General features: G+C 61.5%; 12 protein-coding genes and 1 pseudogene. 5 read left to right on the top strand and 8 right to left on the bottom strand.

The genetic code is table 11. The annotated features are described in order from the left end of the window. Positions 1–2: 2 nt before the first annotated feature. The 6 genes and pseudogenes from fliD to WNZ15_RS07785 all read right to left on the bottom strand — a co-directional run bounded on the left by fliD (position 3) and on the right by WNZ15_RS07785 (position 6056). Entirely contained in the window at positions 3–1700 is a 1698-nt protein-coding gene (gene fliD / locus WNZ15_RS07810; protein ID WP_342892396.1) for a flagellar filament capping protein FliD, read from the bottom strand. A 185-nt stretch (positions 1701–1885) separates the two neighbouring features. Beyond that, positions 1886–2134, bottom strand: coding sequence for a flagellin (locus WNZ15_RS07805; protein ID WP_342892618.1), 249 nt, complete (start codon positions 2132–2134; stop codon positions 1886–1888). A 492-nt stretch (positions 2135–2626) separates the two neighbouring features. After that, positions 2627–3058 (bottom strand): annotated as a pseudogene (locus WNZ15_RS07800) (flagellin); the annotation flags it as partial. A gap of 130 nt (positions 3059–3188) precedes the next feature. Next, positions 3189–3869 (bottom strand): RNA polymerase sigma factor, encoded by a 681-nt coding sequence (locus WNZ15_RS07795; RefSeq protein WP_342892395.1) that lies wholly within the window; start codon positions 3867–3869, stop codon positions 3189–3191. A 450-nt stretch (positions 3870–4319) separates the two neighbouring features. After that, positions 4320–5204, bottom strand: coding sequence for an alpha/beta hydrolase (locus WNZ15_RS07790; RefSeq protein ID WP_342892394.1), 885 nt, complete (start codon positions 5202–5204; stop codon positions 4320–4322). Positions 5205–5300: 96 nt separating this feature from the next. Beyond that, positions 5301–6056 (bottom strand): alpha/beta hydrolase, encoded by a 756-nt coding sequence (locus WNZ15_RS07785; protein ID WP_342892393.1) that lies wholly within the window; start codon positions 6054–6056, stop codon positions 5301–5303. 210 nt (positions 6057–6266) lie between these two features. On the opposite strand from WNZ15_RS07785, the gene WNZ15_RS07780 reads away from it, so the two are divergent. The 5 genes from WNZ15_RS07780 to WNZ15_RS07760 all read left to right on the top strand — a co-directional run bounded on the left by WNZ15_RS07780 (position 6267) and on the right by WNZ15_RS07760 (position 10037). Then, a complete protein-coding gene (locus WNZ15_RS07780; protein ID WP_342892392.1) occupies positions 6267–6512 on the top strand; it encodes a zinc-finger domain-containing protein in 246 nt (81 codons plus the stop codon). Positions 6513–6514: 2 nt separating this feature from the next. Beyond that, a complete protein-coding gene (locus WNZ15_RS07775; RefSeq protein ID WP_342892391.1) occupies positions 6515–7717 on the top strand; it encodes an FAD-dependent monooxygenase in 1203 nt (400 codons plus the stop codon). Positions 7718–7790: 73 nt separating this feature from the next. Further along, the gene (locus WNZ15_RS07770; protein WP_342892390.1) at positions 7791–8534 is read left to right on the top strand and encodes a competence/damage-inducible protein A; all 744 of its coding nucleotides are present in this window, start codon (positions 7791–7793) and stop codon (positions 8532–8534) included. Between the two features lie 15 nt (positions 8535–8549). Then, entirely contained in the window at positions 8550–9059 is a 510-nt protein-coding gene (gpt, locus tag WNZ15_RS07765; RefSeq protein ID WP_342892389.1) for a xanthine phosphoribosyltransferase, read from the top strand. A 294-nt stretch (positions 9060–9353) separates the two neighbouring features. Then, positions 9354–10037, top strand: coding sequence for a L,D-transpeptidase (locus WNZ15_RS07760; RefSeq protein WP_342892388.1), 684 nt, complete (start codon positions 9354–9356; stop codon positions 10035–10037). Between the two features lie 54 nt (positions 10038–10091). Here WNZ15_RS07760 and sfsA read toward each other — a convergent pair whose 3' ends face one another. Then, entirely contained in the window at positions 10092–10793 is a 702-nt protein-coding gene (gene sfsA / locus WNZ15_RS07755; RefSeq protein ID WP_342892387.1) for a DNA/RNA nuclease SfsA, read from the bottom strand. 51 nt (positions 10794–10844) lie between these two features. Beyond that, positions 10845–12269: a TrkH family potassium uptake protein gene (locus tag WNZ15_RS07750; protein WP_342892617.1), complete on the bottom strand. Its 1425-nt coding sequence runs from the start codon at positions 12267–12269 to the stop codon at positions 10845–10847. Between the last annotated feature and the right edge of the window lie 154 nt (positions 12270–12423).

Here is a 12423-nt window from a genome sequence, read left to right as displayed (position 1 = left end):
GTCTAGTCTCCTGAGTTGAGAAGAGCTTCAATGTATTCTAGGTCGATTTCCGCCTGCTCGATCGCGGTCTGATAGGAAGCATAGAGCGTCGTCAGGTAGTCCCTGTAATCGTCCGCATCGGAAATGATGCTGTCGTATTCTTCCTGGTAGTCGGCGTTCTGCTCACTGAGATCGGCCAGGATCTCCGTCAGCAGCCCGTCGCTTTCGTCCGCATAGGAATTGACGGCGTTGTAGAGGCTTTCCGAGATCCCCGTGCTGAATGTCATGTCGACAGTCTGGCTTTCGGTCCCCGTGAAGACAAAGCTGATGCCCTCGTAGACGGACCCTTCGGCACCGACGATCCGAGAGCCGCTGATCTCGAACAAGCCGCTTTCGCCGTCCACCTGAACACCTGTCACATTGCCGTCGGCATCGGTTGCGATATCCAGGGACAAGGCGTCCGGCATGGCGTCGTTGCGCGCCAGAAGCGCCAGGTCGCTCGAGCTGGTCTGCATGCTGAACAAGAGCAGGCTCTCAATGACATCCAGGTTGGTCAGAAGCGCATCGGCAAGGGTGTCGTCGTCGACTTCAAGATAATTGCTGCTGTCGTAGGAGAGTCCGAGCAGCGCCATGCTTTCCTCGTCGATGACCGTCGAAAGGCCTTCTGCGATGTCGGAATTCGCGCTGCGCAGGATGCTGTCGCCGAACAGGGCGGCATCGTCCGCCGCGCCCCCGCCCGAACTCACTTCCTGCTGCGTCAAGGCCCATTCGCGATAGGCATTATAGGCATCGACAAGATCATAGACCGCATTCTGGACGCTGGTCAGCGATTGCGAGATTTCGACGGCGACATAGCCCTCGTCCCCGGTCTCCTGGTAGATGGAGAACGTGATACCGTCGATGACGTCATCGATGACGTTACTGTCGCGCGTGATGTCGACCCCGTCGACGCTTATGATCGCGTCCTGGGAAGACTGCAGCACCTCGGAGAACCCGCCGGTCGCATCGACGACACCGAGCGCCTGGCCGACATCATCGCCAGAGACACTGGAAAAAACGATTTCCTGCCCCGTTTCCGCAGCACTCAGGACGAGCTTGTATTCCGCGTCGGAAACCTGGATGACCGACGCGGTGACCCCGGTGGTGTCCGACTGGACACTGATCGCCTCCGCAACCTCGTCGAGAGACATGTCCGCGGTGATCTCGATTTCGACGGCGCTGTCCCCGTCCTCGTAGTCCGCTCCGTCAAGTTCGAGCGAAAAGACGCCGGAGACCCCAAGCTCGGCCGAACTGTCCGCAAAGACGCTTCCCGTCACCTTGTGGCTCGTTGCGAGCTGCAGGATCTGCAATTCATAAGTGGCGACATCAATGCCGTCCTCGGCCGTCACCACGACCGCCGACTCCGCATCGACATCGCCGTATCCGGTCAGATAGGCTTCCCGCAGCGAAAAGATGTCGTCGTTTTCAGTCAGGGAATTGTCGGTGCCGCGTATGGTGTCGAGCGCTGTCAGCATGCCCTGCAGGAGCGACTGCATCTCTTCATAGGCCGCGATCTCGGCGTCGTTTTCCTCCATCTTGATTTCGATCGTATCGGCCGGCACCTGCTTTACAAGCACGGCGGCCTCGATCAGCGCGTCCCAGTCAATGCTCGAGTCCGCATTGGCGGACGCCGTGTAGACGGTCGTAGATGTCGCCGACGATGTGGTGTCGGTCACGCTCATGGCGAAATCCTTTTCGAACGGATGAAGGGCTCCCGGACCGCCGCTGCCACTGCTCTCGCAGATTATTGGGGGGGACTGACGGCAACGGCCCGGGAACTGGGAACCGGATCAACCTGCCTCCGGGACAACAGCCCCGAAGGCACTCACTCCTGACCGCCCGGCGCTGCCGCCGGACGTCCCTCGACCTAGCGGATGAGGGCGAGCAGGTTCTCCGGCATTTCGTTCGCCTGGGACGCGGCTGCGACCGCGGCCTGCACCTTCACGCTGGCGGCGGAAAGCGTGGCCTGTTCCTTGGCGATATCGACATCGGCGATCGCGGATTGAGCGGCATCGAGATTTTCGATGCTGGTTTCAATCTGGGCGGACCGGAATTCGAAACGTGACATGGTGGCGCCCATTTCGGCGCGCGCATTGGAGACCTCGTCGATCGCCATGTCGAGAACCGAGAGCGCTTCCTTGGCACCGTCCGCGGTCGACACGTCGAGGCTCTCGATACCCAGGGCCTCGGTGGTCAACTCCGGCAAGGCAAGATTGATGGTATCGGCCGAAGAGGATCCGACAACGATATCGGCGCCGGTCGTGTCGACCTCCGTCGTGGTGCCGGTCGTGGTTCCCGCGGTCAGGCCGAGGGTCGCGAGATTGAGCGTGCCGGTGCCGTCTTCCAGGCTTATGGAGGAATTTTCACCCGAATTCAGCGTGGTCAGGGTCAGTGTGCCGGATTCGTTCGATGCAACGATCGTGTATTCGCCTTCCGACTGCAGGCCGGTATTGATCTGGTCCACCATTTCGTCGACCGTCATGGTCGTGTCGTCGCTCGACAGTTCGATCTCGATATCGTTGACGATGATGGTACCGCTGGTGTCCGCGGTCACTGTTGCGTCCGCAGTCGCACCTGCAACGGTTGCCGCGGTGTCGATGGAATCGTCGGAGAAATCGCTCGATCCGTCCAGAAGGCTCTGGCCGTTGTAGCGCGTGCTTTCGGCGATACCGTCGATTTCTTCCTGGAGCTGCTCGAATTCCGCCTGGATATACGCGCGTTCGGTATCCGTCACGGTACCGGAGGCGGACTGCGATGCCAGGGTTTTCATCCGTTCGAGAATGTCGCTCACATTCGCTGCACCGCCATCGGCGGTCTGCAGCACCGAGATGCCGTGGGACGAATTGGTCGAAGCCTGTTCCAGGGCGGCGACGTCCGAAGAGATCTTGGTAGCGATTGCAAGGCCGGCGGCATCGTCGGATGCCTTGGTGATGCTCGAGCCGCTCGCGAGCTTGGCAAGGGACTCCGACTGTTCGCTCGCGTTGGAATTGAGGTAGCGAACCGCGGTATTGGCGGCCGTGTTGGTCGAGATTACTGGCATCGTCTTCTCCTAGTGTCAGCAAACCGCGTCCGGAATTCGACGCAGCGGCGCGATGGCCCGCGCTCTGACAGTTGAACGGAGTGACTGCCTCGTATCAGGCGGTTTTTTATTACCGGCCAGAGAAGTAGAGTTAACTATTCGTAAACGCGGTCAGGATATCGGCCCGCTGCCGCCGCAGCAACTGCTTGAGTTTCTGCCGGCCGCGCTTCAGAAGCGACTCGACGGCGGACACGGTCGTTTCCATGATTTCGGCGATCTCGCCATTGCTCATGTTTTCATTATAGGAAAAGACCAGCGCGACGCGCTGCTGATCCGGCAGTTCCATCATGGCGCGTTCCAGCAATTCGCCCGCCTCGCGCCGCTCCAGGTCCCTCGACTGGTTGCTGCTGCTGTCGACCAGTTCCGGCAGTTCGGCGACCGTTTCCGTCCGCGGCTTGCGCAACAGGTCGATACAGCGATTGCTGACCACGCGAAACAGCCAGGTGGAGAATTTGGCCCGGCCATTCTCCCACACCTCCCGGCGCGTCCAGACCTTCAGAAACGCGTCCTGGACCACATCCTCCGCATCGGAGCCATTCTGCAGAATGCGGTAGGCAACCGCATAGCCCCGATCGATATGCCGCTCGACCAGCACCTGAAACGCGTCTTCCCGGCTGGTGCGGATCAATTCGAGCAAGTCTTCATCGGACATTGCCTTCAGGTCGGCCTCGGCTTCCCCCGGCGCCTTGTTGGCCCGCCCGTCCCGGCTGCCGTCCGCGCTGCCGTCCCCGCCGTCATCGATGCGACTGCCGGACGCTGCAGACTTTGACATAGCAACACACATATCCCTGGCCCCAAGTCGTGACTGAAATGGTCAGTAGCCCCTGCTACAAATCTATAACGCAATAATAATGATTTTCAGGCGCGAAAAGTTAAGTTTATTTGGATTTTTACTAGGAAAATACTTCCACTTCATTAGGAAAAATTTTCCTGCAGGTAGGAATTTTCTGCCGATGGTAGTTTTTCAAAAGAAATAATACAGCAAAAACCAAGAATATAATGGTTTTCAAATTATTAATTTACGTATTCATTAACTCTGCAAAAACTGCCGACCGGCCCCGGAGAGAGCTTCCAAATGAAACGTTGAACTCATCCGGCAAGGTGACACCGAAGATCTACGCCACCGGACGGATCGAGTGCATGGCACGCAGAGCGGTCCGGCCGGTCCCGTTCGACGCAATTGCGCCCTGGCGCCGCATTTGTCCGCGGCACGCGAACAATATCACGCCGGCTCCGCGTCCGACTTCAGCTTGATCAGGAAATCCTCGACGGCGCCGGCGAACACGTCGTTGCGGTCGCCTGCCACCATGTGGCCCGCATTGCGGATGTCCGCGAAAAAGGCGTGGGGCACCAGATCCTGGAACTCCCGGACGTGGTCCATGGACACCAGTTCGGAATTCTGACCGCGCACAAGCAGAACCGGGAGTGAAAGATTGCCGGCCGCCTCGAGCATGGCCACCTGTGCTGCCTCCGCCCGCGCCGGATCCTGGTGATGCTTCGACTTCAGGAAAGCCGGGTCCCAGTGCCAGCGGTAGCGGCCGTCCTCGTGCAGTCTCAGGTTCTTTGACAGGCCCGACAGGTCCTTCGGCCTGGCGCGGTTGGGCAGGTAGCGCGCGATCGCCTCGGCCGCTTCCTCAACATCGGCAAAACCCTCGTCGACACGTTCGCCCATGAACCCGAGGATCTTGCTGACCCCGCCCATGTCGATCCGGGGCGTGATATCCACCAGAACCAGCGCCGAAAGCCCACCCGGGTTTTGCTGCCCCTCCGCCAGCATGCCGGCAAAGCCCCCCAGCGAAGCACCGACGACAACCGGTTTGCGGCGATGCAGCGCGCCGACCTGACGGGTCACCGCCACCAGGTCCCCGGCAAAATCGTCGAAGGCATAATGGCCGGACCCGACCCAGGCGCTCTCACCGTGGCCACGCTGGTCAAGGGCGTAGACAGGATGTCCGAGGTCCGCGATGCGCCGCGCCGCGCCAACCCAGGAATGCCGCGTCTGACCGCCGCCGTGCAGCATGATCACCGGCTGTTCGCCCGTGCCATAGCGGTCCGCAACAAGTGTGTTTTGTTCGGCTCCCTGAAAGTCTACCCGCTTCGGACCCATGTCCCCTCCATTGTCACGTTCAACCGGCCAGGCACCGCGCCCCGGCGTTGCCTGCCGCTTCAGCCCACCCCGCCGATGTTCAGGCCCCGACTGTGTTCAGGCCTCAACTGTGTTCAGAAACGCCAGGACGCCCTGCTTGTGGACCTTGTCTCCCACGGCGACCATATGGTCGCGTCCCGGTATCTCCAGAACGTCCGCATTAGGGATCAGCGCGGCGAGTTTTTGCGGTGAACCGGCGATATCGTCCTTGGTGCCCACAGCGACCAGGACCGGGCGTTCGATGCGCGCGACATCTTCTTCGCTGATCTTCTGGCGCGAGGACCGCATGCAGGCCGCCAGGGCCAGACGGTCCGATCCGGTCTGTTCGGCAAAGGCCCTGAATGCCCGGCCGGTCCTGTCGACAACGTCCTGCAGGCGGTCCGCCTCCAGCGCGGTTGCAATCGGCTCCGGGTCGCCGACACCGGCAATCATGCCGTAGCCAAGACCGCTGAAGACGGCCCTTTTGATCCGGGCTGGATGGTTCAGCGTGAGGAACGCCGATATCCGGGCCCCCATGGAATATCCCATCACGTCCGTGCGCTCGATCTTGAGATGATCCAGCAGGCGCCGCGCGTCTTCCGCCATCACGGGCGCGCCATAGGCTGCAGGATCGTGAAACTTCTGGCTGTCGCCATGCCCCCGGTTGTCGAGTGCGATCACCCGCCGTCCATCCTTTACCAGGAGATCCACCCAGCCGGGATATTGCCAGTTGACCTGCTTGTTGGAAGCAAAACCGTGGATCAGCAGGATCGGCGCGCCTTCGCCTTCATCCAGATAGGCGATCCGGACCCCGTCATATTCGAACTGAGGCATGCAGATGATAACCTTTACGTAAACGGAAAACGTCAATCACGTTAGAGTAAGCAGTAAAACGGTCTTTGCAAAGATCAAATCCGGAGGATCCCGTCTCCAGTTGCAGCAGTGGACCGCGGCACGATTTCCCTACCCATCCATTTTACAAATGGATATGGTCCGCGAAATTTGTTATCGGGAACTGCCCCTTGCAAGAAAAGGAAAGTGACAATGGCGGATCATGTCGTCCCGCATTTCCAGAACTCGAGCGGACACGATTCTGTTGCGATCGGTGCAAAGGAATTCATGTGCATCGGCGCAAATCCCCCGTTCGATCATCCCCACGTATTCCTGGACATGGGCAGCGAGAATGAAGTCGTCTGCCCGTATTGCTCCACCTTGTACAAGTTCGACGCCACCTTGCAGGCCACCGAGTCCTCACCTGTCGACTGCACCTGGACGCCAGTCGCCGCCTAGAGATGACCAGCGGTGGTGACAGTGTCCAGCCGATCGTCGTAGCCGGCGCCGGCATCGGCGGGCTTGCGGCCGCCCTGGCCCTGCGCGCGCAGGGGCACACCATCGTGCTGATGGACAAGGTTCCCGCGCTCGAGGAAGTCGGTGCGGGCCTTCAGCTTTCCCCGAATGCCTGCGCGGTTCTCGATCAGCTCGGCCTGCTGGATGACCTTGAGCCATTTGCCTGCGCCCCTGACAATCTGCGCATCTGGTCCGGCGGCACCGGCCGCCAGCTTGCCACGGTGCGCATGGGCGCGTTCCTGAAGGAACGTCACGGCTATCCGTTCTGGCAGATCCACCGGGCCGACCTGCAACAGGTGTTGCTGCGAAAGGTCGAGGCCACGCCGGGCATCACGGTGCGGCTGGGCTGCGCGGTTCAGGACCTCACGGCAACTCCCTACGACCATCTGACCTGCGGATTTCGCGAGGGCGATGCGGCCGGCAGTCAGCATTGCAAGGCCCTGATCGGCGCGGACGGGGTCTGGTCCAAGGTCAGGCGTCTCGTACCCGGCCACGCGAACACGCGTTTCAGCGGCCAGGTCGCCTACCGGACCACGGTGCCGGTGGACGCCGTTCCCGGGAGATGGTCCGCCGACCCCGGCCTCTGGCTGCACCGGGACAGCCATCTGGTCCACTACCCCGTGCGCGGCGGACGCGATCTCAACATTGTCGCTCTGGCTGAAGAGGCCTGGCAGGATGAGCGGTGGTCGACCAGAGCCGACAGGGATGCCCTTCTGCGCCTCTTCAGGGAGTGGCCTTCGGACGTGCGCAATCTTCTGGCGGCCTCCAACGAATGGTTGAAGTGGGCCCTGTGCAGCGTTGACGCGTCCGGGCCCTGGAGCCACGGCAATGTCGCGCTCATCGGCGACGCGGCCCATGCCATGCTGCCCTATATGGCACAAGGAGCCGCGATGGCCATCGAGGATGCTGCCGTTCTGGCCAGGCATCTGCCGCAAGATGTCCGGAACATCCCGGCGGCCCTCAGGTCGTTTGAACGCGAACGCAAGTCACGCGTGACACGGATCCAGAAAATATCCTTCGGCAATGCCCGGACCTTTCACTTTTCAGGCCCGCTGGCCTTCGCGCGCGACACGGCCCTCAGGTTGTCGAAGCCCGACCGGCTGGCCGCCCGCTATGACGACATTTACGGCTGGACGCCGGATCGATAGTCCCGCTTTTACTTGAGCCGAGTGGAAAGCTGCGATAAAGCCAAACCCCACCGAGGTGCCAGGGAGTAGTACGATGACCGGTCAGAAGACACACAACGTTGTAACCGCAGCGTTTCTGGTCATCGGAGATGAAATCCTGTCCGGCCGCACCAAGGACAAGAACATCGGCTTTCTCGCCGACTACCTCACATCCCTGGGCATCGACCTCAAGGAAGTGCGCATCGTACCGGACGAAAAACCCGAGATCGTCGCAGCCGTCAACAGCCTCAGGAACCGCTACGGCTACGTGTTCACTTCCGGGGGCATCGGCCCGACCCACGACGACATCACCGCCGAGTGCATCGCGGAAGCCTTCGGCGTGCCCCTGAACCTGGATTCCCGGGCTGTGGCGATTCTTGAAACACACTACCCGCCGGGACAGTTCACCCCGGCGCGGCAGCGCATGGCGCGGATCCCCGAAGGGGCCGAGCTGATCGAAAACAAGGTCTCCAAAGCACCCGGTTTCCGGATCTGCAACGTGCACGTGATGGCCGGCGTGCCCTCGATCATGCAGGCGATGATGGATGCCATCGCCCCGACGCTGAAGACCGGAACGAAAATGTTGTCGGAAACCGTGGCTGCCGACATGCCTGAAAGCCGGATAGCGGAACGGCTTGCCGCCATTCAGGACGCTCATCCCCACACGCTGATCGGTTCCTATCCCAGGGCGACGGACGGAAAATTCACCACGCAGATCGTTATCCGCTCGCGGGACGAGGCAATTTTGCAGGCGGCCGTCAAGGACGTAGCCGAAGCCGTTGCCGAGATCGCGGGATAACCTGAAGGACAAAAAATGGAAAACCCCGCTCAAAACAAGGCATTCCCGGTCTCCTGGGACATGTTTCACCGAGATTCGCGCGCGCTCGCGTGGCGGCTGTCGAGCGAAGGCGAATGGAAAGCCATCGTCTGCATCACCCGCGGCGGACTGGTCCCGGCCGGTATTGTCGCACGCGAACTCGGCATCCGTACCATCGAGACGGTCTGTATTGCCTCCTATCACGATTACGAGAACCAGGGCGCACTGAAGGTGATCAAGCCGGTCGACCCGAAAGTCGTCGACCTGGAGGGCGGTGAAGGCAGCGGCGTCCTGGTCATCGATGACCTTGTCGACACGGGCAAGACCTTGAAGGTGGTGCGCGAAATGCTTCCCAAGGCGCATTACGCGACTGTCTATGCAAAACCGGTCGGCGTGCCGATGGTCGACACATTCATCACGGAAGTCTCACAGGACACCTGGATCTATTTCCCTTGGGACATGGGGTGGCAATTCCAGCCGCCGCTGGCGAAGGACACCGCCGGCTGAGACTGTGCAATTGCGGCCGGAACAGCTCCGGTTCCCGGCAACGTTTGTGGACCTCACCGGAAGGTGAAGCCGGTGCCACTTTTCCGCCGGAAATATCCTGATAAGGCTTTGATCGACCGGTCGGACACGCTGTCCCGCCGGTCGTTTTTCGTCCGGCCGGACCAGAGCGGAAGGTTTCAAGACCTTCTGAAGTCGGTTCAAGAACACGACAACAGCGAACTTTTTCGATTGATCCGCGTTGCTCTCTAACGACATGCACTGCGTGGAAACCAAAAGATCTGAACGGGATATGGAATGCTGAACCGAAGATTGTTCCTCGCCTCCGCCGCGGCCGCACTGGCCGCCGGCTGCGCCTCAAGCCAGCGTGGGGGCCAATTGCCGGCCCGGCCCGGCCGCCCCGGCAGCGGCCCGGTCGCAGGTGCACGCATTGCTCCCGAATATCTGCAGATGTATCGGGCAATGCCTGAAGAGCGGTTTCCGATCCCCGCCGTCGACCTGACCAAGATCGACCCGCTCTATTATCGCCAGCTGGTCGACTATGCGGCTCCGGAGCAGGCCGGAACCATCATCGTGGACACGCCCAACAGGTTTCTCTACCTGACCATGGAGAACGGCAAGGCCATGCGCTACGGCGTCGGCATCGGCCGTGCCGGGTTTGCCTGGGGCGGACGGGCGAAAATTCAGTACAAGAAAGCCTGGCCCACCTGGACCCCGCCCGCGGAAATGATCGCCCGGGAGCCGGAGCTTGAGAAATACCGCACCGGCATGGCCCCCAGCCTGGAAAATCCCCTCGGCGCGCGCGCGCTCTACATTTTCGAAGGCGGCCGCGACACGCTCTACCGGCTGCACGGCACATCCGAGACCTGGTCGATCGGCAAGGCCGTTTCCTCCGGCTGCGTGCGGCTCCTGCACCAGGATGTGATCGATCTCTACAACAGGGTTCCGAACGGGACGCCGATAGTCGTCAGGCAGGCTTAACCGGGAGGCGTCATCTGGCAGCTAGGCCGACCGGCCGGCCCGCGCGGCACACCGTCAGATGACAAGGGTCACCGGCTTGACGGCATCGATGCCGTCGAGACGGACGTCACAGCCGATGGCATAGACTTCCACGCCCGCCTCGCGGGCGCTCTTGAAGGCGTCCGCGTAGGTCGGGTCGATGTCCGCGGCCAGATCGAGCCGCGCGCAGTCCGGCCGCTGCACCAGGAACACCATGGCCGCCCTGTGCCCCTCCCTGACCATGTCGGCCAGTTCCCCCAGATGCTTGGTGCCACGTGCGGTCACGCTGTCGGGAAATTCGGCAAGCCCGGCTTGACGCATCAGGTGCACGTTCTTGACCTCGACATAGGTCCTTGCGCCTCCCGCCTGCTCCAGCAGCATGTCGATCCGCGAATTCTTGCCGTATTTCACTTCCCGGCGCAGGCTGTCGAATTTCGAGAGCGCCTCGATGCGGCCGGCCTGCAGCGCCTCTTCCACCAGCTGGTTCGGATGTGCGGTGTTGATACCAACCAGAACGCCGTCCGCCTCGGCCACCTCCCAGGAGTACTTGAGCTTGCGCTTGGGATTGTCGGACTGCGACAGCCACACCCGGGACCCCGGCTCCTTCAGACCCAGCATGGCTCCGGGATTGGCGCAATGCGCCGTGACCGCGCTGCCGTCCTCAAGAAGCACATCGGCCAGAAAACGCTTGTAGCGCTTGACAAGACGGCCGCCGACAAGCGGAGCGGAAAATTTCATGTCATCAACACCCTGTTCGGAAGTTCACGTAACGGCGGCCGTCACGCCGGCTCACTTGGACCAGAAGTCCGGGTCGAGCAGCACCAGCACGGTGAACAGTTCAAGACGGCCGACCAGCATGGCGAAGGACAGCAGCCATTTCGCGCCATCGGGAAGCGGCGCGAAGTGACCGGACGGACCGATCACGGGACCGAGCCCCGGACCGACGTTGCCGACGGACGTCGCAGCCGCCGAAATCGCGGTCACCAGGTCGAGGTCGAAAAACGACAGGGCCACCGTGATGATACCGACGGATCCCATGTAGACGACCAGGAATGCCAGCACCGAAAAGGACAGTTCCGGGGTCAGACGGGTGCCGCCGTATTCTTCCGACATGATCCGGTGAGGCCGCACCATGCGGCGCAGATGCGCGCGCACCGTGCCGAAGAACACGAGGAACCGGAAGATCTTGATGCCGCCTGTGGTCGAACCGGTGCAGCCGCCGACGAACATCAGCAGCAGACCGATGCCGACAACCGGCGGCCCCCATTCGGTAAAGTCGCCAAGCGCATACCCGGTCCCTGTAACGATGGAGACCACGTTGAACGTCGCCTTCAGCAGGGCATCGTCGAACGGGAACTGCATGTTCAGGCCGAGATAGACGGTCAGGGTCAGCGACACGAGCGCCAGGAAGCCCAGGAGCGCCCGCACCTGGGGATCGCGCCAGAGCTGCAGCGGATGTCCGCGCAGGGCCTGGACGATCAGCACGAAGGGCAAGGCACCGACAATCATGAAGAACACCGCAACCCATCCGGAAGCCGGGTTGGTGAAATAGCCGAACGACTGGTCGTGGGTCGAGAAACCGCCTGTCGCGATCGTGGTCAAGGCGTGGTTGAACGCATCGAACAGCTCCATGCCGGTGGCCAGATAGGAGACGATGCACGAAACGGTGAGGAACAGGTAGGCCAGGCCGATCAGCCGGATCAGCTCCACGGACCGGCTGACGATCTTCTCCGAACGGTCGGAATTTTCGCTCTGGAACAGTTGCATTCCGCCGATCCTGAGAAACGGCAGCAGCACGATCGCCATGACGACGATACCCACGCCGCCCATCCACTGCATGAGGGAACGCCACACAAGCAGGCCGGGCGGAAGACTGTCCAGGCCCGTCAGAACGGTGGAGCCGGTGGTGGTGAATCCGGAAACCGCCTCGAACACGGCATCCGCATAGCCGATGCCGAGCCACAGAAACGGCAACGCCCCGAAGGCCGGCAGCGTCGTCCAGGCCAGCGTGGTCAGGATGAAGGTCTGCCGCGTATCCAGCCCCTCCCGCAGCGCGCCGCCGACTGCAATCGACAGCAGCATCCCGACCATTCCGGTCAGGAGAGCGGAGAAAACAAATGCCTGCCAGTCCGCATTCTTCTGGGCGACGTCCACGATCGCCGGAATCAGCATAGCCGTCGCCAGGCCCACATAGAGGAAGCCGAGAACGTTCAGGACGGGTCTGAGAGAAATCAAGCAGCAGTCTTCCCAAGAATCCAACCGGGTGGCGCATCACATGGCGGCCACCTCAGCCTCCCGTCCTACCCGCTTTCCGGTCAATTTCCAATGGGCAGCACGAACCTTCCCCGTATGATGGAGTCATGCGGGA

It is taken from the genome of Roseibium sp. AS2, assembly GCF_038900065.1.
In the GTDB taxonomy this organism is placed as follows: Bacteria; Pseudomonadota; Alphaproteobacteria; order Rhizobiales; family Stappiaceae; genus Roseibium.
This window is presented reverse-complemented; position numbering and strand designations above follow the sequence as displayed.

Bases quoted from the DNA above. Each gene is read 5' to 3' on its own strand.
- fliD (WP_342892396.1), bottom strand. From the start codon at position 1,700: ATGAGCGTGACCGACACCACATCGTCGGCGACATCTACGACCGTCTAC.
- WNZ15_RS07805 (WP_342892618.1), bottom strand. From the start codon at position 2,134: ATGGCGATCGACGAGGTCTCCAATGCGCGCGCCGAAATGGGCGCCACC.
- WNZ15_RS07795 (WP_342892395.1), bottom strand. From the start codon at position 3,869: ATGTCAAAGTCTGCAGCGTCCGGCAGTCGCATCGATGACGGCGGGGAC.
- WNZ15_RS07790 (WP_342892394.1), bottom strand. From the start codon at position 5,204: ATGGGTCCGAAGCGGGTAGACTTTCAGGGAGCCGAACAAAACACACTT.
- WNZ15_RS07785 (WP_342892393.1), bottom strand. From the start codon at position 6,056: ATGCCTCAGTTCGAATATGACGGGGTCCGGATCGCCTATCTGGATGAA.
- WNZ15_RS07780 (WP_342892392.1), top strand. From the start codon at position 6,267: ATGGCGGATCATGTCGTCCCGCATTTCCAGAACTCGAGCGGACACGAT.
- WNZ15_RS07775 (WP_342892391.1), top strand. From the start codon at position 6,515: ATGACCAGCGGTGGTGACAGTGTCCAGCCGATCGTCGTAGCCGGCGCC.
- WNZ15_RS07770 (WP_342892390.1), top strand. From the start codon at position 7,791: ATGACCGGTCAGAAGACACACAACGTTGTAACCGCAGCGTTTCTGGTC.
- gpt (WP_342892389.1), top strand. From the start codon at position 8,550: ATGGAAAACCCCGCTCAAAACAAGGCATTCCCGGTCTCCTGGGACATG.
- WNZ15_RS07760 (WP_342892388.1), top strand. From the start codon at position 9,354: ATGCTGAACCGAAGATTGTTCCTCGCCTCCGCCGCGGCCGCACTGGCC.
- sfsA (WP_342892387.1), bottom strand. From the start codon at position 10,793: ATGAAATTTTCCGCTCCGCTTGTCGGCGGCCGTCTTGTCAAGCGCTAC.